Source organism: Aureivirga marina, from assembly GCF_015767265.1.
In the GTDB taxonomy this organism is placed as follows: domain Bacteria; phylum Bacteroidota; class Bacteroidia; order Flavobacteriales; family Flavobacteriaceae; genus Aureivirga; species Aureivirga marina.
This window is the reverse complement of record NZ_JADPIB010000002.1, coordinates 212,387-233,546: the sequence shown is the minus strand read 5'-3', so window position 1 is coordinate 233,546 and position 21,160 is coordinate 212,387. Positions and strand designations below refer to the sequence as shown.

The following is a 21,160-nucleotide window of genomic DNA, read 5'->3' as shown; positions in this document are numbered from 1 at the left end:
AACTTATCACCTTATAATAACCATTTTATGAAAAAAAGATCTATAAAGAAAGTTGCAATTATAGGATCAGGAATAATGGGATCAGGAATTGCTTGTCACTTTGCCAATATTGGCGTGCAAGTGTTATTGTTGGATATAGTTCCGAGAGAACTTACCGAGATTGAAAAGAAAAAAGGACAATCTTTGGAAGATAAATCTGTTCGAAACAGAATCGTAAATGAGCATTTAAAAAATGCTTTAAAATCAAACCCATCTCCGATTTATCATAAATCTTTTGCAAGTCGAATCGAAACTGGAAACACAGAAGACGATATGCATAAAATTGCAGAAGTTGATTGGATTATTGAGGTGGTAACAGAGCAATTAAAAATCAAAAATATTGTTTTTGATCAAATAGAAAAACACAGAAAGAAAGGAACGATTGTTACTTCAAATACTTCTGGAATTCCGATTCATTTAATGAGTCAAGGAAGAAGTGAAGATTTTCAAGAACATTTTGCTGTAACGCACTTTTTCAACCCCCCGAGATATTTACGCTTATTTGAAGTTGTTCCTAGCCCAAAATGTAAACCAGAAATTGTAGATTTCTTAATGCATTATGGAGATAAATTTTTAGGGAAAACTTCTGTTTTAGCCAAAGATACACCAGCATTTATTGGAAATCGAATCGGAGTTTTCGGAATTATGAGTATTCTGAAAGTGGTGAAAGATTTAAATTTGACAATTGAAGAAGTTGATAAACTAACTGGTCCTTTAATTGGCCGTCCAAAATCAGCAACTTTCCGAACAGTTGATGTTGTAGGTTTAGATACTTTGGTGCATACTATTAAAGGAATTGCAGATAATGTGAAAAATGATGAAATGGCAAATTTATTTGAAGTGCCTGAATTCATTCATGAAATGCTAGAGAAAAATCTTTTAGGATCAAAAACAAAACAAGGATTTTATAAGAAAGTAACCAATGAAAAAGGAAAAAAAGAGATTCTATCTTTAGATTTAAATACGTTAGAATATCGTCCTAAAAAATCTGCAAAATTTGCAACTCTTGAACTAACAAAAAACATTGATAATGTTTTAGAAAGATTTCCAATTTTAGTAAAAGGAAAAGATAAAGCTGGAGAGTTTTTTAGAAAAACATTAGCGATGTTATTTGCGTATGTTTCAAATAGGATTCCTGAGATTTCAGATGAACTTTATCGAATTGATGATGCTGTAAAAGCTGGATTTGGGTGGGAAGATGGCCCTTTTGAAATTTGGGATGCTGTTGGTGTAGAAAAATCTTTAGCTTGGATGAAAGAAGAGGGATTTACACCAAATAATTGGGTAAATGATATGTTAGCTTCTGGTATTTTTTCTTTCTATAAAGTAGAAAATGGTGAAAAGAAATACTATGATATTAAATCAAAAACTTACCAAAAAAATACAAGTCAAGAAGGTTTCTTAATCTTAAATAACATTAGAGAAACTAAAACGATTTGGGAAAACAAAGAAGCGCAAATCCAACATTTAGGAGATGGAGTTTTGAATGTAGAATTCCGTTCAAAAATGAATACTCTTGGAGCTGGAGTTTTACAAGGAATTAATAAAGCAATTGATTTAGCAGAAACAGAATATGAAGCAGTTATCTTAGGAAATCAAGCGCAACATTTTTCTGTAGGAGCAAATCTAGCAATGGCTTTTATGATGGCTATCGAACAAGAATATGATGAATTAGATTATAGCATTCGATTCTTTCAAAATACTGTAATGCGTCTTCGTTATTCTTCCATTCCAACAATTGTTGCGCCACATGGAATGACACTTGGAGGAGGATGTGAATTGACATTACATGCTGATAAAGTTGTTGCAGCTGCGGAAACTTATATAGGTTTAGTTGAATTTGGAGTAGGATTAATTCCAGCTGGAGGAGGAACCAAAGAAATGGTTCGTAGAACAACAGAATTATTTCAAAAAGACGATGTTCAATTAAATCGTTTAAGAGAAAGTTTCATCAACATTGCGATGGCAAAAGTTGCTACTTCCGCTTATGAGGCGCAAGATTTTAATTATATCCAAAAAGATAAAGATGTTATTGTCGTAAATAAAGATAGACAGTTAGCAACTGCAAAACGTTATGCTTTGCAAATGCTAGAAGATGGATATACACAGCCAGTTCCAGAAAAAGTAGAGGTTTTAGGACAGCAAGCTTTGGGAATGTTTTTGGTTGGAACAGATAGTTTACAAAAAGGAAATTTTGCATCAGAACATGACAAATTGATTGCAAATAAACTTGCTTATGTAATGTCTGGAGGAGATTTATCTGAAAAATCGAAAGTTTCAGAACAATATTTATTAAATCTAGAAAGAGAAGCTTTCCTTTCACTTCTGACTGAAAAGAAAACATTGGAACGTATTCAACATACATTGAAAACTGGAAAGCCATTACGTAATTAAAATTTAAGTTGAAAAATGAAAACTGCATATATAGTAAAAGCATATAGAACAGCCGTTGGAAAAGCTCCTAGAGGTTTGTTTCGATTTAAACGACCTGATGAATTGGCTGCAGAAACAATTCAATATTTATTGAGTAAAGTTCCTGAATTAGATAAGAAAAGAATTGACGATGTGATTGTTGGAAATGCAATGCCAGAAGCAGAACAAGGTCTGAATATGGGAAGATTAGTTTCTTTAATGGGGTTAGATATTGATGATGTTCCTGGAATGACAGTAAATAGATATTGTGCTTCAGGTTTGGAAACAATCAGTTTGGCTGTTTCTAAAATTCAATCTGGTTATGCGGATTGTATCATTGCTGGAGGAGCAGAAAGTATGAGTTTTATTCCAATGGGAGGTTATAAGCCTGTTCCAGATTATAAAGCAGCAAAAGAAGGTCATGAAGATTATTATTGGGGAATGGGATTAACAGCAGAAGCTGTTGCTAAGAAATACAATGTTTCCAGAGAAGATCAAGATTTATTTGCTTTTAATTCACATCAAAAGGCTTTAAATGCATTAAAAGAAGGAAAATTTGTTGATGAAATTGCACCAATTACCATTGAACAAATTTTTATTGATAGCTCTGATAAAAGACAAACGAAAAAATATACAATGGAAATAGATGAAGGTCCGAGAAAAGACACTTCTATTGAGGCTTTACACAAACTTCGTCCTGTTTTTGCTCAAGGAGGAAGTGTGACTGCTGGAAATTCTTCACAAATGAGTGATGGAGCTGCTTTTGCTTTAGTAATGAGTGAAGAAATGGTTAATGAATTGGGATTAAAACCAATTGCAAGAATGGTTTCTTATGCTGCTGCTGGTGTTCCACCAAGTATTATGGGAATTGGACCATTAAAAGCAATTCCAAAAGCATTGAAAATAGCTAATATGTCTTTAAATGATATAGATTTAATTGAATTAAATGAAGCTTTTGCTTCACAATCTTTAGCTGTTATTAGAGAATTAGGAGTGAATCCAGATATTGTCAATGTTAATGGAGGAGCAATCGCTTTAGGACATCCACTTGGATGTACGGGAGCTAAACTTTCTGTACAACTTTTTAACGAAATGAAACGTAGAAAGAATAAGTACGGAATGGTTACAATGTGTGTAGGAACTGGGCAAGGAGCCGCAGGAATTTATGAATTATTAGAATAAAAACTTTTCAAAACCTAAAAAATATTTATCATGAGTGGCATTATCAAAGGTGGAGAATATCTTATTAAAGAATCTCAAATAGACGACATATTTACAGTAGATGAATTTACTGAAGAACAAAAAATGATGAAAGAGGCAGTATCAGAGTTTGTTGATAGAGAACTTTGGCCAAATAAAAATCGTTTTGAAAATAAAGATTATACATTCACAAAAGAATGTATGGAAAAGGCAGGAGAATTAGGTTTTTTAGGAGTTTCTGTTCCTGAAGAATATGGAGGTTTGGGAATGAATTTCATTTCAACACTTTTGGTTTGTGATTATATTTCTGGTGCAACAGGTTCTTTTGGAACTGCTTTTGGAGCACATACTGGAATTGGAACAATGCCAATCATTTTATATGGTACAGAAGAACAAAAACAAAAATACGTTCCAAAATTAGCATCTGGAGAATGGTTTGGTTCTTATTGTCTGACGGAACCAGATTCGGGAAGTGATGCAAATTCAGGTAAAACAAAGGCTGTTTTATCTGAAGATGGAACGTTTTATACAATTACTGGACAAAAAATGTGGATTTCCAATGCAGGTTTTTGTCATGTGATGATTGTTTTTGCAAGAATAGAAGATGATAAAAATCTTTCTGCTTTTATTATCGAATATGATTCTGAAAATCCGAATGGAATTACATTAGGAGAAGAAGAACATAAATTAGGAATCCGTGCATCTTCAACTAGACAAGTTTTCTTTAGTGAGACAAGAGTACCTGTTGAAAATATGCTTTCAGAAAGAAATAAAGGATTTAAAATTGCTTTAAATTCTTTAAATATTGGAAGAATAAAATTGGCTGTTGCAACTCTTGAAGCTGGAAGAAGAACTATAACAAATGCTGTAAATTATGCAAATGAAAGAAAACAGTTTAAAACTGCAATTGCAAATTTTGGAGCAATTCAACAGAAAATAGCAGAAATGGCAACACAGTCATATGCTAGTGAATGTGGAATTTATAGAACTGGAAAATATATTCAAGATAAAATCGACAGCTTAATCGCAGAAGGAAAATCACATCAAGAAGCAGAATTAAAAGGCGCTGAAGAATATGCAATTGAATGTGCAATGTTAAAAGTTTATGCTTCGGAAGCAATTCAATATATTACAGATGAAGGAATTCAGATTCTTGGAGGAATGGGATTCTCTGAAGACACACCGATGGAATCTGCTTGGCGTGATGCTAGAATTGCTAGAATTTATGAGGGTACAAATGAAATCAATCGAATGTTAACTGTTGGAATGTTGCTGAAAAAAGCAATGAAAGGAGAAGTTGATTTGATGGGACCAGCAATGAATGTTGCAAATGAACTTTTAGAAATACCTTCTTTTGATGTTCCTGATTATGCAGAGCTTTTTTCAGAAGAAAAAGAGATTTTAGGTAAATTGAAAAAAGCTTATTTAATGGTTGCAGGAAAAGCTGTTGAAACTTTTGGAATGGAACTAGAAGAACAACAACAGATTTTAATGGCCGCAGCAGATATTATGATGGCAATTTTCATATCTGAGTCTACCATTTTAAGAACAGAAAAAGCGATAAAAAATAATCCAGATAAAAATTACGATGCAGAAATTGCGATGGCTAAAATTAATTTATTCCACACCGTAGAAGTTACAAAACGAAGTGGAAGAGAAGCTATAATTTCTTTTGCTGAAGGAGATGATTTACGTCTTTTATTATTAGGATTAAAACGTTTTACGAAATATGTAAATGAACCAAATATTTTTGCTTTACAGAAACAAATAGCAGAAAAATTAATTAAAGAAAATAAATATTGTTTTTAAGAATTAGATTTTGATTTATTTTATCAAAAGTTTAAGTTTTGAATTTAAAAACCTACTATTTTTAGTAGGTTTTTTTGGTTTTATAATCTAGGTTAATAACATTAATATGAGTATTTTAGAGAAATAGAATATAAAACTTAAAAAATGAAAAAAATACCAAATGAAGAAGAGTTGGAAATCATGTATGATTTCTCGCTTGAAATTCCCACCAGAAAATATGTGGAAGAACCTTCAATTTTAATGCACTTAGGAAATTTGAAAGGAAAAAAGATTTTGGACTTAGCTTGTCGAACAGGACATTATGCTTTTCTATTTCAAAAAAAAGAAGCGGAAAAAATTGTTGGAGTAGATATTTCTCCTCGAATGATTAAACTAGCAAATCGTAAAAAAGAAATGTTAGGTGTTCAAAATATTGAATTTATAGAAAAGGATGTGAAAGATTTAGAAAAATTAGATGAATTTGATATTATAACTTCTATTTTTCTTTTAAATCATGCAAAATCTGAAGAAGAAGTTCGAACAATTGCTGAGGTTATTTATAAAAATTTAAAGGAAGATGGAATTTTCTTAAGTTGTACTTTTAATTTTCATCATAAAGGATATATTCGAGATCGATATAAAAATTATAAAATTGATATTTCTATTAAAGAAGATGATTATTCTAATGGAAGCCCAGTAAATATTGAGATAATTCCAGATCAACATGGAAGGATTTTTATCACAGATTATTTTATGGATCCAAGAGTTTATGAAAAGGCTTTTAGAGATGTAGGATTTAAATCATTTAAATGGATTTCTTTAACAATCTCAGAAGAGGGAAAAGAAAAATTTGGTGAGAAATATTGGGAAGAGTATATTGCATATCCGTACGATATTTTAATCAAAGCAATAAAATAAGCTATAAATTTTATTTTTTTTAATGGAAAAAATTGTAATTACTGGAGGAACAGGACTTATCGGAAATCGTTTGGCAAAGCTTTTAAGTGAAAAAGGCCATGAGATTTATATTTTAACAAGAAATAAAAATGCTGTTTCTGAATATCAGACAATTTATTGGAATATTGAAAAGAATGAAATTGAAAATGAAGAGATGCTAAGAGAAATTACAGTTATTATTCATTTGGCAGGTTGCGGAATTGCAGATAAAAAATGGACACATAAAAGAAAAGCGGAAATTATAGATAGTCGTGTGAAAACAGCAAATTTTTTATATGATACGTTTAAAAAATTTCCAAATAAAGTGAAAACTATAATTTCTGCTTCTGGAATTGGATATTATGGTTCCATTACTTCTGACCATATTTTTATGGAAAATGATTTACCTGCAAAAGATTTTCTTGGAACTTGCTGTACACTTTGGGAAAAAGCAATTCATCCTTTTGAAAAATTAGGAATTCGCACTGTTTGTGTGAGAACTGGAGTGGTTTTGAGTGAAAGTGGAGGAGCTTTGGAAAAAATAATGAAACCTATTAAAATGGGAGTTGGATCTGCTTTAGGAAATGGAAAACAATATTTTCCTTGGATTCATATAGATGATTTATGTAAAATGTATGTCTTTCTTTTAGAAAATACGAATTTACATGGAAGTTTTAATGCAGTAGCTCCAGAATTTATCACTTCAAATGATTTTAATAAAGAGATTGCAGAGAAGTTAAACAAACCTTATTTCTTTCCAAATGTACCAAGTTTTGTTTTACGACTTGCTTTAGGGGAAATGAGTGATTTAGTTTTAAAAGGTAGTAAAATTTCCGCAGATAAAATTTTAGCGTCTGGATTTAAATTCGATTTTAAAACTTCTGAAAAGGCTTTGAATAATTTACTTTAATTCAATTACTTTTCCTGTTTCTGCCAAGATGACATTTTCAAAATTTTCTTGTGCCTCTTTTTTAAATAATTCTAAATCTTTATATCTTCCAGAATAATGTCCTAAAATTAGTTGATTAACTTCTGCATCTTTTGCAATAAGAGAAGCTTGTTCTGCTGTAGAATGTTTTGTTTTTTTAGCGATTTCTTCGTCTTTTTTTAGAAAAGTAGATTCATGGTATAATAAATCCACATTTTTAATAATTGATACAATAGAAGGGAAGTACATTGTATCACTGCAAAAAGCGTAACTTAGATTTTTTGGAGGATCAAAAGTTAGTTTTGCATTAGAAATTATTTCTCCATTTTCAAATGTAAAATCTCGTCCACGTTTTAAATTATGATAATCGCAAACCTCAATTTCACGATGTTTTTTAATTTCATTCATATTTAATTTACGCTCTTCATTTGTTTTTTCTTTAAAAAGAAAACCATTAGCATAAATTCTATGTTTTAGAGGTATTGTATAAACTTCGACTTTTTTATCTTCAAAAATTAATTCACTTTCCTTACTTTCTAATTCGTGAAAAATCAGTAAAAAATTAGTCCAAGAATCAGACATTTTAAGTTGTAAAGTAATTAATTCTTTAATTCCTTTTGGTCCATAAACATGTAATTCAGTTCTTCTATTTAATAGACTAAATGTTGAAATTAAACCAACTAAACCATAGAAATGGTCTCCATGAAGATGGGAAATAAAAATGTGATTTATTTTAGTGAATTTGACTCCGTATTTTCTAAGTTGAACTTGAGTTCCTTCGCCGCAGTCAATAAGAAAAGAATGATTTTTTATTTCAAGTAATTGAGAAGTAGGATGCGATTCTACTTTTGGAGTTGCAGAATGGCATCCTAATATCGTAAGTTTTAAACTCATTATTTAATGATAATTCTTTTTGAAACCGATTGGTCAGAAGTTTTTAAAGTATAAAGATAAACTCCTGATTTCAAATCGTCTTTATAGAAAGGTATTCTATTTGTTCCTTCGTTAGTTTGAACTGTCTCTCTGTAAACAGTTCTACCTAATAGATTTTTCACAATAAACTCCACCTTTTGGCGTTTTGATGTATGAAAGGTAATAGTTGTCTTATCTGCCAATGGATTTGGAGAAGCAACAACTTTAGAAATAGTTGGTGGATTTATAGATAAATTTTGTACAACATCACTTCTATCACCTTGTGCAAAAGTGAAAGTTGCAGTTGCAAAAATTAATATAAGTAAAAGTAATGTTCTTTTCATATTTTAGTTTTTATATTTAAATGAAATCACATATCCAACAAATCTCTTTGCATTTCCTCCATATCTATAACATCAATAGCTTCGATAAGTGTTGGAACAACGTTGACTTCATCTGGTAATTCATCAATGTTTAAATCTTTTGAGATAACCACAAAAGACGTGCCATTTTCATGGTGTTTCTCTGCGATATTTATAAATAATTCAATATTTTTTACTTCAATGTTTTTAATTGATAATAAATCAATTATAACATTATCACTTTCGGTATTTTGAAAGTCTTTTGTAAAATTAGTATAAAAATCTGAGAAATCAGTAGTCTCAGACGTTATTTGTATATATTTTTCTGTTTTATTTAACTTCATGGGTTAATTTCTTTTGATTTGTTGTGCTAAAAGATAGATTACAGCCATACGAATAGCAACACCATTTTCTACCTGATTTAAGATAATTGATTGCTTTGAATCTGCTACATCTGAAGTAATTTCTACTCCACGATTAATTGGTCCAGGATGCATAATTACAATTTCCTTACTTAGCGAATTTAATAAATCTTTATTTATTCCAAAAAGTTGTGCATACTCTCTAGTAGTCGGAAAATATTTCACTTCCATACGTTCATTTTGAACACGAAGCATATTTGCCACATCACACCATTCTAAAGCTTTTCTCAAATTTGTCTCAACGCCAACTCCAAGTTCTGTAATATACTTTGGAATTAAGGAAGTTGGCCCACAAACTTTTACTTCAGCTCCTTGTAGTTTTAAAGCATAAATATTTGAAAGTGCAACACGAGAATGAAGAATATCTCCTACAATTACTACTTTTTTTCCTTTTACACTTCCTAATTTTTCTCTGATAGAATAAGAATCTAGTAAAGCTTGTGTTGGATGTTCATGTGTTCCATCACCTGCATTTACAATTCGAGCATCAACATGTTTTGACAAAAAATCTGCTGCTCCAACATTTGGATGACGCATAACAACAATATCTACTTTCATCGAAAGAATATTGTTAACCGTATCAATTAAAGTTTCTCCTTTTTTAACAGAAGATTGCGAGGCAGAAAAGTTTATTACATCAGCAGAAAGTCTTTTTTCTGCTAATTCAAAAGAAAGTTTTGTTCTTGTACTATTTTCAAAGAATAAATTAGCAATTGTGATATCTCTTAATGAAGGAACTTTTTTAATAGGTCGATTGATTACCTCTTTAAACTGATCTGCAGTTTCAAAGATTAAATTGATATCTTCCTCTTTTAAATGTTTTATTCCTAATAAATGTTGTGTGCTTAGCTGGCTCATTTCCTAATTTTTTGTAATAATATAAACTGCATCTTCATCGTTGTTTTCATGCCAATTTACAACGACTTTTTCTTCGTTAATCACGTCTACTTGACGACCTCTATATGTTGGTTGTATTGGTAAGTGTCGACTGAATCTTCGATCAATCAATACCATTAATTCAATATTATTTGGTCTTCCAAATGATTGAATCGCAGAAAGAGAAGCATTAATACTTCTTCCAGAATACAAAACATCATCAATAAATACGACATTTTTGTTCTCTACAATACAATGAATATTGGTCTGATTTGCTTTTAAAGGCTCGTCTCTTCTTCTAAAATCGTCTCGGTAGAAAGTAATATCCAATTGTCCAAGTTGAATATTTTTGATTTGATACGTTTCTTTTAGTACTTTTGCAATTCGTTCTGCTAGGAAAACGCCTCTTGGTTGAATTCCAATCAGAACCGTATTAGAGAAATCCCCATGGTTTTCGATTAATTGACAAGCTAATCGATGTAGTGTAAGATGAATTTCTTTTGAGTTAAGTAATAATTTTTGACTCATAATTGTTCCAAACATTGTTTGGAAAGCAAATATAAGATTTTTGTTAATTACTTTGTTAAAAAGAAATCTTAATTTGTGTAAAACACAGCCGTGGAAAGTTTAAATTTACAATAAGAGAAGAACAGCTTTATGAAGCAGATGCCTGATGAACATAACAATGTAGCACTTTCAAAATTTGAAGCTATGTTGAAAACAAATGAAGTATATTTTTTCGACTCGCAAGAGTTTGAAGATATTATACATCATTATCTAGATGCAGGAAAAAAATCTTTAGCACATAAAGCAATATCGCTTGGTTTAGAACAACATCCAACTTCTGTTACATTAAAATTACTTTTAGCTGAACTCCTTATTTTTGATGAAAAATTAGAAGAAGCAAATAAAATTTTAAAACAAGTTTATGCAATTGAACCTACAAATGATGAGATTTATATCTTAAAATCTTCGATACTTTCTAAACAATTTAAACACGAAAAAGCGATAGAATATTTGAAAATTGGATTGCAATATTCGGAAGAGCCAGCAGATTTATATTCTTTAATTGGAATGGAATATTTACATATGGATTCTTTTGATGAAGCACGAGAAAATTTTAAAAAATGTCTGGAAATTGATGTAGAAGATTATCCTTCTCTTTATAATGTGATTTATTGTTTCGATATGCAAAATAAGCAAGAAGAAGCAATTACATATTTACTAGAATTTATTGATAGAGATCCATATTCTGAAATTGCTTGGCATCAATTAGGAAGACAATATTATACAATTAAAAAGTATGAAGAAGCTTTAAGAGCTTTTGATTATGCTGTAATTATTGATGAATTTTTCGTTGGAGGTTATTTAGAAAAAGCTAAAACTCTTGAAAAATTAGAACAATTTGAAATTGCAATTGATAATTATTTGATTGCTCTAGAATTGGATGATCCAAGTGCCTTTGCTTTTTTTAGAATTGGAGAATGTTACATGAAAATGGGAAAAATGGATGATGCTTTTCAGTTTTTTAAAAAGACTGTAAACCAAGATCCTGTTTTAGATAAAGGTTGGTATCAAATGGCAGATATTTGCTGTAGAAGAGAAGATTATCATTCAGCACTATATTATATCAATCGTGCCATTCAAATTGATGAAGTAACTTCTATCTACTGGAGAAAATATGCAGAAATTAATCTTCGTTTAAACTTCTATGAAGAGTCAATTACTGCATTCCAAAAATGTATCGATTTACAAGATAATACAGAAGAAATTTGGCTTGGTTTAGCTGATGTTTTATTATTCATTGGTGAATTCGATCATGCAATGGAAATCTTACTTCGTTCTCAAAAATATTTGAAAGAACATAGTGGTGTTTCTATTCGTTTAAGTGGTGTTTACTTCTTAGCAAATGAATTTGTTGTTGGTAAAAAATATTTAAAAGAAGCTTTAACTTTAAACAAAGAAGAAAGTAAAATTTTTAGATTGATTTTTCCATCTGTTGTTGTAAATGAAGATGTACAGAAAATCCTAAAGATTTTTGAATAAAATTTAAGCTACTTTTTTCTCTTCTATATCTTTTAAAAGTAAATAGAAAATAACTACATATAACATTTGAAAAGCTACCAAATTCCAATCTGCAAGTATACTTGTTCCCATAATTAGAATAAGCATAATAAACAATCCTACGATAAGAGTTTTTCTAGTATATAAATTTAAGATTAAAAGTAATCCAATAATTCCTTCTATAAATGGTAATGTTATTGCAAAGGGCTTAATTAATGAAGTGGGGATTATCGTACTTGAAAATCTTTCAACCATCCAAATAGAAAATTCAGGAATTCCACTTAAAAGTCGACTTACTAAGTGAAATAAAAAATTGAATCCTAAAATTATTCTTAAAAAATCATAAGCTTTCATTATATCACTATTTTTTATACAAACAGTGGAATAACAAAGTATATGCCGATATAAAGATTAAAAATTAATAAAATGCTAAAATTTCTTGTTTCTATTTGAAAGAAAAGTGTATGCTTAATGTGGTAGGGGGATTCCCTTAATTAATAAAATTAAAAATATAAACGGTTAATATACAAATAACTATTTCTACTTTTGAAAAAACAAAACATCTATTTTAAATAAAGAAATTATGAAAGATGAGCTATATGATAAACTGGAGTTTTATTATGAGCAACAAAAACAATATGAAGGAAAGAAATGGGTGAAGTCAGGATTAATTTTTGGTGGAATTTTATTCATTTTAAATTGCATTCAAAATTATACAATGGGACTTTTCGAATTTTCTTTCTCCTTTGTTTTTTGGAAAATAATAATTTGGTTTTTGATAGGTCAAGCTTTTGGAATTATAATGAAATATTATCTTAGAATGTCAATTTTAAGAATCAAAAAAAAAATTAGATTCTCATAAATAAACGAACAATTTTATATCAGTGAATACTCTTTTCCACGAGTGAGTGTAATGAATATCCTTTCTTAGTAGTAGATTTAGCTTCTACTAAATAGTTTTAAGCTATAACCTACATTATGGCTTTTTCAAATTTTTAAAAGAGTCTTACAAAAAAAAGAGGTCATTTGACCTCTTTTCTTTTTATATTTTTTATAAGAATTAATCGTTTCTTCTCTGACAAGCTAACATTGTATTTTTTAATAACATTGCAATCGTCATTGGTCCAACTCCACCGGGAACAGGTGTAATGAAATCTGCTTTTGGACTAACAGAAGCAAAATCAACATCTCCAGCCAAACGATATCCACGTTTTTTAGTAGCATCTTCTACACGAGTAATTCCAACATCAATAATCGTTACACCATCTTTTACCATATCTCCAGTTAAGAATTCAGGTTTTCCTAAAGCGGCTACAATAATATCTGCTTCTTTTGTGATTTCTTCTAAGTTTTTTGTTCTAGAGTGTGTAATTGTTACCGTAGCATTTCCTGCTGGTCTTTTTTGTGACATTAAAATACTCATTGGACTTCCAACAATATGACTTCTACCGATTACAACCACATTTTTTCCTGAAGTTTCTACGTTATAGCGCTCTAATAATTCTAAAATTCCATAAGGTGTAGCTGGTAAAAAGGTTGGTAAGTTTAAAGTCATTTTACCAACATTTGTAGGGTGGAATCCATCAACATCTTTATCAGGATCTACTGCTAACAATACTTTCTGCTCATCAATATGTTTTGGTAAAGGAAGCTGTACAATAAAACCATCAATAGCAGGATTAGTATTCAAATCAGAAATTTGTTGTAACAATTCCTCTTCTGTAGTTTCTGTTGGTAATTCAATTAAAGTAGAATCATAACCAACAAAATCACAAGCTTTCACTTTGCTGCTTACATATGTCATACTCGCTCCATCATTTCCAACAATAATTGCTGCTAAATGTGGTGCTTTTAAACCATTTTCTTTTCTTAATTGAACTTCCTCTTTTAGTTCGTTTTTAATGTTAGTAGATGTTTGTTTTCCGTCTAAAATTGTCATGGAGTTGTATTGTTATTTTAAGGAAATAATTTAATCCACTGAAAATAAATTAAATCATTTCATGGTTAGTAATTATTAGAATAAAAAAAAGCAAGCGTGTTGCTTGCTTTTTTTTATTATTTCATGTTTTTCATCATTTGCATCATTTTTCTTCCGCCACCACCTTGCATCATCTTCATCATTTTGCTCATTTGGTTGAATTGTTTCAGAAGTTGATTTACTTCTTGTACGGAAGTTCCAGAACCTTTTGCGATTCTTTTCTTTCTACTTGCATTGATTGTCGCAGGATTTTGTCTTTCATCTGGTGTCATTGAGAAAATAATCGCCTCAATTCCTTTGAAAGCATCATCGTCAATATCTACATCTTTTAACGCTTTTCCAGCTCCTGGGATCATTCCAAGTAAATCTTTCATGTTACCCATTTTCTTGATTTGCTGAATTTGCGATAAGAAATCATCAAAACCAAATTGGTTCTTTGCAATTTTCTTTTGAATCTTTCTTGCTTGCTCCTCATCAAACTGCTCTTGCGCTCTTTCTACAAGAGAAACAACGTCTCCCATTCCAAGAATACGGTCAGCCATACGACTTGGATAGAAAACATCAATTGCTTCCATTTTCTCTCCTGTACCGATAAACTTGATTGGTTTGTTTACAACAGATTTAATTGTCAATGCAGCTCCACCACGAGTATCACCATCTAACTTTGTTAATACAACTCCGTCAAAGTTTAATACATCGTTGAAAGCTTTTGCAGTATTTACAGCATCTTGACCTGTCATAGAATCCACAACGAATAAAGTTTCTTGTGGCTCAATTGCTTTATGGATATTGGAAATCTCTGTCATCATCTCTTCGTCAACAGCTAAACGACCAGCCGTATCGATGATAACTACATTCTTTCCATTTTCTTTTGCATATTTAATTGCGTTTTGAGAAATTTCAACTGGATTTTGGTTTCCTTCTTCAGCATAAACCTCAACACCGATTTGCTCCCCAACAACACGAAGCTGATTTACAGCGGCAGGACGATAAACATCACAACCAACTAAAAGAACTTGTTTAGTTTTTTTTGTTTTTAAGTAATTAGCAAGCTTACCAGAAAATGTAGTTTTACCAGAACCTTGTAAACCAGACATTAAAATTATTGAAGGATTTCCTGAAAGATTAATTCCTACAGAGTCACCACCCATTAATTCTGTTAATTCGTCTTTTACAATCTTAACCATCAATTGCCCTGGATTCAATGTCGTTAATACATCTTGTCCAATAGCTTTTTCTTTTACTCTTTTTGTAAAATCTTTTGCAATTTTAAAGTTAACATCGGCATCTAGTAAAGCTCTTCTAACTTCTTTTAAAGTCTCAGCAACATTTACTTCGGTAATTTTTCCATGTCCTTTTAATACATGAAATGCTTTATCTAATTTATCACTTAAATTATTAAACATAGTGTCTTACATCGTTTTTTTGAAGCAACAAATATACAAGAAAGGTGCGAAGTGTCAAAGTTTTAAAGAGGAGTTCTTTTGTTGTTTAAAGCATGATACACAATTTTTTTTCTAGATATTTTGGTTTTTAAATCAAAAAATGAAAAGAGAGCAATTAAATCTCTCTTTTCATTCTTCAAATTATAACTAAACTAAAAAGACTATTTTTTAAAACAATTCAAGGTTTCTTTTACAATGAATGTACAGAAATAAACAATTCCTACAGAGAAAATAACATCTCCTACAACACGTAACCATTTGATGATTTGCATACTGTCAGAATATAAAACTTCACTGCTTCTTGCATACCAATATCCATGTTCGATTGAAGCCATTGTTTGAATAATTCCTTGAGGTAAAAGACTTAAAGCAACCATTGCAATCAATCCGATATTTAAAGCCCAAAAAGCAATTTTCAATGGTTTTTCATTCCAATTTGTTTTAGAAATAATTCGTAAACAGAATAAAACTAATCCCATTCCAAGCATTCCATAAACTCCAAATAAAGCTGTGTGTGCATGAACTGCTGTTGTATTTAATCCTTGTACATAATACAAAGCAATTGGCGGATTGATCATGAATCCAAATACTCCAGCTCCAAGCATATTCCAGAAAGAAACAGAAAGGAAGAAATAAATTGGCCATTTATATCTTTGCACCCATTTTTTTACTTTTAATAAATTCCAGTTTTCCCAGATTTCAAATCCGATTAATGTCAATGGCACAACTTCTAAAGCACTAAATGTAGCTCCAAGTGCGATTGCATGAATTGTTGTTCCTGAGAAATATAAATGGTGTAATGTTCCGATAATTCCTCCAGATAAGAAAATGATTGCTGATAAAACAGTTGCTTTTCCAGCAGATTTCGGACGAAGTAATTTCATTTTTACAAATAAGAAAGCAATTACAACTGTTGCGAAAACTTCAAAGAATCCTTCTACCCAAAGATGCACTAACCACCATCTCCAATAATTAATCATTGAAAGTGTAGAATGTTCTCCATACATTAATCCAGAGAAGAAGAAAGAACCAATTGCAACTACAGCAATTAAGAATAAAATCAATAAGTTTTTAGAGCTATCTTTTCTTCTAATTCCAACTAAAATATGCGCTCCAACAATTACCATCCATAGAACTAATCCAACTCCTAAAAGTATTTGCCAAAACCTTCCTAAATCCATGTATTCATAACCTTGATGACCGAAGAAGAAATTCACTGTTAAATCTAAATATTGTTTTACACCAAGCCATTCTCCAATCATAGAACCAACTACGATAATTAACAATGCAAAAAATAAGAAGTTGATTCCGAATTTTTCATATTTAAATGTTTTTCCACTAATCATTGGTGCGATAAATAATCCTGTTGCCAACCAAGCAGCTGCAATCCAGAAAATCGCTAATTGTGTATGCCAAGTTCTAGAAATTGTATAAGGTAAATATTGTGATAATTCAAAACCGAAGAAGTGTTGTCCTTCAACTCCATAATGAACAGTTACAATTCCAAGAAGAACTTGTAAGCCAATTAATAAACTAATGACAAAGAAATATTTTAAAATCGATCTTTGTTGAGGTAAAATATTCACTTTTAATAAAGGATCATTATCAGAAAGAATTGTATGATCTTCTTGATGAATATTTTTCAGATAATACCAAACCATCATTCCAACAAAAAATAACAAAAGAATAATAGAAAATCCAGACCACATTTGCGCTCCAGTTGTAATTTCATTATCAATTAACGGCTCATGAGGCCAATTGGAAGTATAAGTTACATTATCATCAATCCTATTAGTAGAAGCCGCCCAAGAAGACCAGAAAATAAATGCGTTTAAATCATGTAATTTAGATTTATCAGTCAATAAATCTCTTGGAATTGCATATTTTTCATGACCTTCCGAAAAGATTTTTGTGTAATGCTCCATATTACTTTCAATTGCTTCTTTGCGATCTTTTGAAATAGTAATATTTTCTGAATCAAATGTATTTGTTTTTACTTGTGAAATCAGTCGAGCTTTCAAAATTGCTTTTTGCTCTTCAGCTAAACTCTCATAAGTTTTATTATAATCTTTAAAAGCCCATTTATCTAACAAATAAACAGCTTCTTTATGAATCCAATCTGCATTCCAATCTGGCGCAACATAACTTCCATGTCCCCAAATCGAACCAACTTCCATTCCTCCGATAGATTCCCAAACATTTTGTCCTCTTTGAATTTGTTCTTTTGTAAATAAAGTTTCATTTGTCCCATCTACTAAAACTTTTTCAGGAATTGGTGGCTGTTCTTGGTAAATTTTTACTCCAACCCAAATTAATGCTGAAAAAGATAAAAGTATGACTAAGCTAAATGCTATCCATATTTTTTTCATCGTGCGTGGTATTTTATGATTTCTGGAAGCAAATGTATTTCTAGATGAAGCTTTGTTTTTATGATTCAAATCAGAAACAGGAAATTATTTTAATTCATTCTTAATAAGATTGTGATTGAAATCATAAATATTCATTTTCAGACAAAATAACTTTGTAATGTAGAATTAAAGGAAAAATGAAAGACATCGAAACAAGAGAAGATATTCAACTTCTTGTAAGTAGTTTTTATGAAAAAGTACGAGCAAATGAAGAAATTGGATATTTTTTTAATAAAACAATCAAAGATTGGGATAAACACACAGAAAAGTTGGTAGATTTTTGGGAAACGAATCTTCTTTTTGTCAGAAAATATAAAAACAATCCTTTTTTGGCACATCATGAATTAGATCAAAAATTCCCATTTGAACAATATCATTTCGGAATTTGGTTACAACTTTGGTTTCAAAATATGGATACACTTTTTGAAGGAGAAGTTGCAGAAACAGCCAAACGTAGAGCCAGAAAAATGGCAACTTTTATGTATCTTAATATTTTTGAAAATAGAACTAAAAAAGATTAAAAATATATTCTTATCACAAACGAAAAAAAGTAGAATTATGAATAAAACATCATTAATAGAAAATATTGTTTACGGAGAAAAGAAACCAAGTGTTTCTATGGTTTTAGAAACAGAATTTTCAAAAGAAATTCGAATTGTTTTCCAAAAAGGACAAGAGATGAAAGAGCATAAAACAGCTTTTCCAATTATTGTAGAAATCTTTGAAGGAGAAATTGTTTTTGGTGTAGAAAATGAGGAATATAAATTAGTAAAAGGAGATTTGGTAACGTTGCCAGCCTCGATTCCTCATCATTTAGTAGCAAATGAAAATTCGATTGTTCGTTTGACACTTTCAAAATTTGATACAGCGGAAAGAGTTCAAGATGTTGCGAACAAAAGTGAATAAACATAGATTTAATTTTTTCTTTTAAAATTTATCTCTCATATTACTTCCTTACCATTATTTTATTTTTAAGAGAAAAAATTAATAAAGAAGCTCTAAGTATAGAAACTTAGAGCTTTTTTATTTTCCGTCATATTGTAGGTTTTTCCATTTTTTTAAGACTAAATATGTTTAAATTTATAGAAACTAAAACATAAAGAAATGTCGTATCTAAACCGAATGATTTTTTTAGTATTTGCACTTGTGATGATAAGTTGTAATACTAATTCAGAGAAAACTGAACCAAAAATCGAAGAAAAGAAAGAAGCTTCAAAAGAAGAAAAAAAGATTGAAAATCCACAAACAATTAAATTTCCTTCTAAAGATGGAATTGAAATTAAGGGAAACCTTTATATGACAAATAATAAGGATAATCCATTTATTTTATTGTTTCATCAAGCAGGATATAGTAGAGGTGAATATTTGGAAATTGCGCCAAAATTAAATGCTTTAGGGTATAATTGTTTAGCGATTGATCAACGTTCAGGAAAAGAAGTGAATAATGTAATTAATGAAACACATTTAGCAGCGGAAAAAGCTGGAAAACCAACAAAATATCCAGATGCTTTACAAGATGCACAGGCTGCAATTGATTATGTAGAAAAAGAATTTAGTCCAAAAGAATTAATTATTTGGGGAAGTTCGTATTCTGCTTCTTTGACATTTATTTTAGGAGCTGAAAATAAAAATGTAGATGCAATTTTAGCATTTTCTCCAGGAGAATATTTTACTTATGATGGAAAAACAATTTCAGATTATGCTTCAAAAGTGACAGTTCCTGTATTTATTACTTCTGCTAAAAACGAAGAAAAAAGTTGGAAGAAAATTTATGAAGTAATTCCTTCTAAAGACAAAGTAGCATTTTTACCAAAAGGAGAAGGAGTTCACGGTTCTAAAGCTTTATGGGAAAAACAACCAGATCATCAAGAATATTGGGATGCAGTAAAGAACTTTTTGAAAAGTATTAAGCAATAACAAAACAAAAAACCTATAGAAATCGGAAAAAATCTATAGGTTTTTTTAAAATTAATATATACAATGTACGGAATTAAGAATTACATTCTTTTCCACTCTTTAATTGAGTCTTCGTTCATTTTTACATAATCATCATTTCCTGCTTCTTTCGCTAATTTTAAAGATCTTTTTGCAGTATTAATTGCTTCTTTATAATCACCTAATTTAGCTTCCATTAAAGATTTTTGACGTAATAACCAGAATTTTTCACCACCTAATTCGATAGCTTTATTCATCCATCCTAATGCTTTTTTCGTATCTTTTCCAGAATCAAAATAGAATCTTGCAGCACTTGCATAATCTGCAGCACTAGGACCTTCCATTACTTGATTGATTGATTGTGTAACTAATTCGTTTGTAGGAACAGTAACTTTGAAACTAACTTTAGTAGTTGCCCAGTAGATGCTCATTGTAGCACCACCCATGTTGATATCTGAAACATCAATTGTAAATGATTCTGTATTCGCAACTTTCATTGTAGGAACACGGAAACGAATTGCAACTTTGTTATCATCCCATTTTCTTGGAACTCCCCAGCTATCCGAATTTTCATAAAAAATAATTTCCCAATCAGATTTATTTGGGATTGTATATAGTTCATAAGCACCTTTAGAAATCTTTTCTCCTTCGATAGAAACATCTGAGTTAAAAGTTACTTTAGTACTTGAGTTTGCTCCAGTTCTCCAAATTTTTCCATAAGGAACTAAGTTCCCAAAAATTTGACGCCCTCTTGTTGCTGGCCTAGAGTAATCAACTGTGATTTCAGAAATTCCTACAATTTGTTCAAAAGAACTTTTTGGACTCGGTTGAGGAGTTGTGATCTGAGCTTCCGCAGTTGTTAAGGCTGCAGCGAATAAAAAAACAGTAGCTATTTTTCTTAACATGATATGTATTTTAAAAATTTCAAACAAATATATTTTTTTTGCTAAATATTTAAATTTAAGAAAATGATTTTTAACATATCTTTAAGTTTTTAATTCTCTTTTTACTTAATTCGAGAATTGATTTTTCTTTTAAAAAAATATTAAACTAAAATTCCGACTAAATCTAAAATTTCATCAGGAATAGGAGCGGGTCTGTTAGTTTTAGAATCGATATAACACCATTTTGATTTTGATTGAATCATGATTTTTCCTGTTTCTGCATTTTTAATTTCAATCATACGATAACAATGATTTTCTTCAAAACCAGTTAGATAAGTTTCTAGACTAAGTTTATAATCGAGAAGAGCAGGACGTTTGTATTCGACAAAATGATTTGCAACTACCCAAATATATTTATTTTCTAGATTGTTTTTTTCTAACAGATGAAACCAATGTGCTTTTGCAACATCTTCCATCCATTTAACGTATCGAACATTGTTTACATGATTTAAATCGTCCAAATCTGAATTTCGAACAACAATTTCCATTTTAAACCTTTCTTCCTGCATAT

21 protein-coding genes are annotated in these 21,160 nt (G+C 30.3%); 10 read left to right on the top strand and 11 right to left on the bottom strand.

What is annotated here, in order from left to right; all coding sequences use genetic code 11:
• Positions 1–27 precede the first annotated feature (27 nt).
• From I1A51_RS05165 to I1A51_RS05145, 5 genes are all read left to right on the top strand, one after another.
• Positions 28–2,433, top strand: coding sequence for a 3-hydroxyacyl-CoA dehydrogenase/enoyl-CoA hydratase family protein (locus I1A51_RS05165; protein WP_196891750.1), 2,406 nt, complete (start codon positions 28–30; stop codon positions 2,431–2,433).
• 15 nt (positions 2,434–2,448) lie between these two features.
• Positions 2,449–3,633 carry an acetyl-CoA C-acyltransferase gene (locus I1A51_RS05160; RefSeq protein ID WP_196891748.1) on the top strand — a complete coding sequence of 395 codons (1,185 nt, stop codon included), beginning with the start codon at positions 2,449–2,451 and terminating at the stop codon, positions 3,631–3,633.
• Positions 3,634–3,663: 30 nt separating this feature from the next.
• A complete protein-coding gene (locus I1A51_RS05155) occupies positions 3,664–5,460 on the top strand; it encodes an acyl-CoA dehydrogenase family protein (RefSeq protein ID WP_196891746.1) in 1,797 nt (598 codons plus the stop codon).
• A gap of 144 nt (positions 5,461–5,604) precedes the next feature.
• On the top strand, positions 5,605–6,357 hold the full coding sequence (locus I1A51_RS05150) for a class I SAM-dependent methyltransferase (RefSeq protein WP_196891745.1): 753 nt from the start codon (positions 5,605–5,607) through the stop codon (positions 6,355–6,357).
• 22 nt (positions 6,358–6,379) lie between these two features.
• A complete protein-coding gene (locus I1A51_RS05145) occupies positions 6,380–7,285 on the top strand; it encodes a TIGR01777 family oxidoreductase (RefSeq protein WP_196891743.1) in 906 nt (301 codons plus the stop codon).
• On the opposite strand, the gene I1A51_RS05140 is transcribed toward I1A51_RS05145, so the two are convergent.
• Genes I1A51_RS05140 through pyrR form a run of 5 tightly spaced genes read right to left on the bottom strand, consistent with a single transcriptional unit; the run spans position 7,277 to position 10,403 of the window.
• Positions 7,277–8,197, bottom strand: coding sequence for a ribonuclease Z (locus tag I1A51_RS05140; protein ID WP_196891742.1), 921 nt, complete (start codon positions 8,195–8,197; stop codon positions 7,277–7,279). The two genes, I1A51_RS05145 and I1A51_RS05140, sit on opposite strands and share 9 nt — an antisense overlap.
• Entirely contained in the window at positions 8,197–8,559 is a 363-nt protein-coding gene (locus I1A51_RS05135) for a T9SS type A sorting domain-containing protein (protein ID WP_196891740.1), read from the bottom strand. Before I1A51_RS05135 ends, I1A51_RS05140 begins: the two co-directional genes overlap by 1 nt.
• 26 nt (positions 8,560–8,585) lie before the next feature.
• Positions 8,586–8,921 (bottom strand): ribonuclease Z, encoded by a 336-nt coding sequence (locus I1A51_RS05130; protein ID WP_196891738.1) that lies wholly within the window; start codon positions 8,919–8,921, stop codon positions 8,586–8,588.
• Between the two features lie 3 nt (positions 8,922–8,924).
• On the bottom strand, positions 8,925–9,857 hold the full coding sequence (locus I1A51_RS05125; RefSeq protein ID WP_196891736.1) for an aspartate carbamoyltransferase catalytic subunit: 933 nt from the start codon (positions 9,855–9,857) through the stop codon (positions 8,925–8,927).
• A 3-nt stretch (positions 9,858–9,860) separates the two neighbouring features.
• Positions 9,861–10,403 (bottom strand): bifunctional pyr operon transcriptional regulator/uracil phosphoribosyltransferase PyrR, encoded by a 543-nt coding sequence (gene pyrR / locus I1A51_RS05120; protein ID WP_196892382.1) that lies wholly within the window; start codon positions 10,401–10,403, stop codon positions 9,861–9,863.
• A gap of 129 nt (positions 10,404–10,532) precedes the next feature.
• Between pyrR and I1A51_RS05115 the strand changes: the two genes are divergently transcribed.
• Positions 10,533–11,921, top strand: coding sequence for a tetratricopeptide repeat protein (locus tag I1A51_RS05115; RefSeq protein WP_231373964.1), 1,389 nt, complete (start codon positions 10,533–10,535; stop codon positions 11,919–11,921).
• Between the two features lie 3 nt (positions 11,922–11,924).
• Here I1A51_RS05115 and I1A51_RS05110 read toward each other — a convergent pair whose 3' ends face one another.
• Positions 11,925–12,293, bottom strand: coding sequence for a DoxX family membrane protein (locus I1A51_RS05110; RefSeq protein WP_196891734.1), 369 nt, complete (start codon positions 12,291–12,293; stop codon positions 11,925–11,927).
• 229 nt (positions 12,294–12,522) lie between these two features.
• Here I1A51_RS05110 and I1A51_RS05105 point away from each other — a divergent pair, with 229 nt between their 5' ends.
• Positions 12,523–12,801: a hypothetical protein gene (locus tag I1A51_RS05105; protein ID WP_196891733.1), complete on the top strand. Its 279-nt coding sequence runs from the start codon at positions 12,523–12,525 to the stop codon at positions 12,799–12,801.
• Between the two features lie 198 nt (positions 12,802–12,999).
• Here the strand turns inward: I1A51_RS05105 and folD are convergent, their stop codons facing one another.
• The 3 genes from folD to I1A51_RS05090 all read right to left on the bottom strand — a co-directional run bounded on the left by folD (position 13,000) and on the right by I1A51_RS05090 (position 17,731).
• Positions 13,000–13,878, bottom strand: coding sequence for a bifunctional methylenetetrahydrofolate dehydrogenase/methenyltetrahydrofolate cyclohydrolase FolD (gene folD / locus I1A51_RS05100; protein ID WP_196891731.1), 879 nt, complete (start codon positions 13,876–13,878; stop codon positions 13,000–13,002).
• A 116-nt stretch (positions 13,879–13,994) separates the two neighbouring features.
• The gene (ffh, locus tag I1A51_RS05095; protein ID WP_196885169.1) at positions 13,995–15,323 is read right to left on the bottom strand and encodes a signal recognition particle protein; all 1,329 of its coding nucleotides are present in this window, start codon (positions 15,321–15,323) and stop codon (positions 13,995–13,997) included.
• A gap of 200 nt (positions 15,324–15,523) precedes the next feature.
• Entirely contained in the window at positions 15,524–17,731 is a 2,208-nt protein-coding gene (locus I1A51_RS05090) for a nitric-oxide reductase large subunit (RefSeq protein WP_196891729.1), read from the bottom strand.
• A gap of 176 nt (positions 17,732–17,907) precedes the next feature.
• On the opposite strand from I1A51_RS05090, the gene I1A51_RS05085 reads away from it, so the two are divergent.
• The 3 genes from I1A51_RS05085 to I1A51_RS05075 all read left to right on the top strand — a co-directional run bounded on the left by I1A51_RS05085 (position 17,908) and on the right by I1A51_RS05075 (position 19,687).
• A complete protein-coding gene (locus I1A51_RS05085) occupies positions 17,908–18,291 on the top strand; it encodes a group III truncated hemoglobin (protein WP_196891727.1) in 384 nt (127 codons plus the stop codon).
• A 37-nt stretch (positions 18,292–18,328) separates the two neighbouring features.
• Positions 18,329–18,676 (top strand): cupin domain-containing protein, encoded by a 348-nt coding sequence (locus I1A51_RS05080; protein ID WP_196891725.1) that lies wholly within the window; start codon positions 18,329–18,331, stop codon positions 18,674–18,676.
• Between the two features lie 216 nt (positions 18,677–18,892).
• Positions 18,893–19,687, top strand: a complete 795-nt coding sequence (locus tag I1A51_RS05075) for an alpha/beta hydrolase (protein ID WP_196891723.1) — start codon at positions 18,893–18,895, stop codon at positions 19,685–19,687.
• Between the two features lie 80 nt (positions 19,688–19,767).
• Here I1A51_RS05075 and I1A51_RS05070 read toward each other — a convergent pair whose 3' ends face one another.
• Together I1A51_RS05070 and I1A51_RS05065 are read right to left on the bottom strand one after the other, a co-directional pair.
• The gene (locus I1A51_RS05070; RefSeq protein WP_196891721.1) at positions 19,768–20,610 is read right to left on the bottom strand and encodes a DUF2911 domain-containing protein; all 843 of its coding nucleotides are present in this window, start codon (positions 20,608–20,610) and stop codon (positions 19,768–19,770) included.
• 140 nt (positions 20,611–20,750) lie between these two features.
• Positions 20,751–21,158, bottom strand: a complete 408-nt coding sequence (locus tag I1A51_RS05065; protein WP_196891719.1) for an acyl-CoA thioesterase — start codon at positions 21,156–21,158, stop codon at positions 20,751–20,753.
• Positions 21,159–21,160: the final 2 nt, after the last annotated feature.

What these genes read in the sequence shown, in the direction of transcription:
- folD (WP_196891731.1), bottom strand. Translation starts at nt 13,878, where the DNA reads ATGACAATTTTAGACGGAAAACAAACATCTACTAACATTAAAAACGAA.
- I1A51_RS05065 (WP_196891719.1), bottom strand. Translation starts at nt 21,158, where the DNA reads ATGCAGGAAGAAAGGTTTAAAATGGAAATTGTTGTTCGAAATTCAGAT.
- ffh (WP_196885169.1), bottom strand. Translation starts at nt 15,323, where the DNA reads ATGTTTAATAATTTAAGTGATAAATTAGATAAAGCATTTCATGTATTA.
- I1A51_RS05145 (WP_196891743.1), top strand. Translation starts at nt 6,380, where the DNA reads ATGGAAAAAATTGTAATTACTGGAGGAACAGGACTTATCGGAAATCGT.
- I1A51_RS05110 (WP_196891734.1), bottom strand. Translation starts at nt 12,293, where the DNA reads ATGAAAGCTTATGATTTTTTAAGAATAATTTTAGGATTCAATTTTTTA.
- I1A51_RS05115 (WP_231373964.1), top strand. Translation starts at nt 10,533, where the DNA reads ATGAAGCAGATGCCTGATGAACATAACAATGTAGCACTTTCAAAATTT.
- I1A51_RS05080 (WP_196891725.1), top strand. Translation starts at nt 18,329, where the DNA reads ATGAATAAAACATCATTAATAGAAAATATTGTTTACGGAGAAAAGAAA.
- I1A51_RS05105 (WP_196891733.1), top strand. Translation starts at nt 12,523, where the DNA reads ATGAAAGATGAGCTATATGATAAACTGGAGTTTTATTATGAGCAACAA.
- I1A51_RS05165 (WP_196891750.1), top strand. Translation starts at nt 28, where the DNA reads ATGAAAAAAAGATCTATAAAGAAAGTTGCAATTATAGGATCAGGAATA.
- I1A51_RS05150 (WP_196891745.1), top strand. Translation starts at nt 5,605, where the DNA reads ATGAAAAAAATACCAAATGAAGAAGAGTTGGAAATCATGTATGATTTC.
- I1A51_RS05075 (WP_196891723.1), top strand. Translation starts at nt 18,893, where the DNA reads ATGATTTTTTTAGTATTTGCACTTGTGATGATAAGTTGTAATACTAAT.
- pyrR (WP_196892382.1), bottom strand. Translation starts at nt 10,403, where the DNA reads ATGAGTCAAAAATTATTACTTAACTCAAAAGAAATTCATCTTACACTA.
- I1A51_RS05070 (WP_196891721.1), bottom strand. Translation starts at nt 20,610, where the DNA reads ATGTTAAGAAAAATAGCTACTGTTTTTTTATTCGCTGCAGCCTTAACA.
- I1A51_RS05090 (WP_196891729.1), bottom strand. Translation starts at nt 17,731, where the DNA reads ATGAAAAAAATATGGATAGCATTTAGCTTAGTCATACTTTTATCTTTT.
- I1A51_RS05140 (WP_196891742.1), bottom strand. Translation starts at nt 8,197, where the DNA reads ATGAGTTTAAAACTTACGATATTAGGATGCCATTCTGCAACTCCAAAA.
- I1A51_RS05085 (WP_196891727.1), top strand. Translation starts at nt 17,908, where the DNA reads ATGAAAGACATCGAAACAAGAGAAGATATTCAACTTCTTGTAAGTAGT.
- I1A51_RS05160 (WP_196891748.1), top strand. Translation starts at nt 2,449, where the DNA reads ATGAAAACTGCATATATAGTAAAAGCATATAGAACAGCCGTTGGAAAA.
- I1A51_RS05155 (WP_196891746.1), top strand. Translation starts at nt 3,664, where the DNA reads ATGAGTGGCATTATCAAAGGTGGAGAATATCTTATTAAAGAATCTCAA.
- I1A51_RS05125 (WP_196891736.1), bottom strand. Translation starts at nt 9,857, where the DNA reads ATGAGCCAGCTAAGCACACAACATTTATTAGGAATAAAACATTTAAAA.
- I1A51_RS05130 (WP_196891738.1), bottom strand. Translation starts at nt 8,921, where the DNA reads ATGAAGTTAAATAAAACAGAAAAATATATACAAATAACGTCTGAGACT.
- I1A51_RS05135 (WP_196891740.1), bottom strand. Translation starts at nt 8,559, where the DNA reads ATGAAAAGAACATTACTTTTACTTATATTAATTTTTGCAACTGCAACT.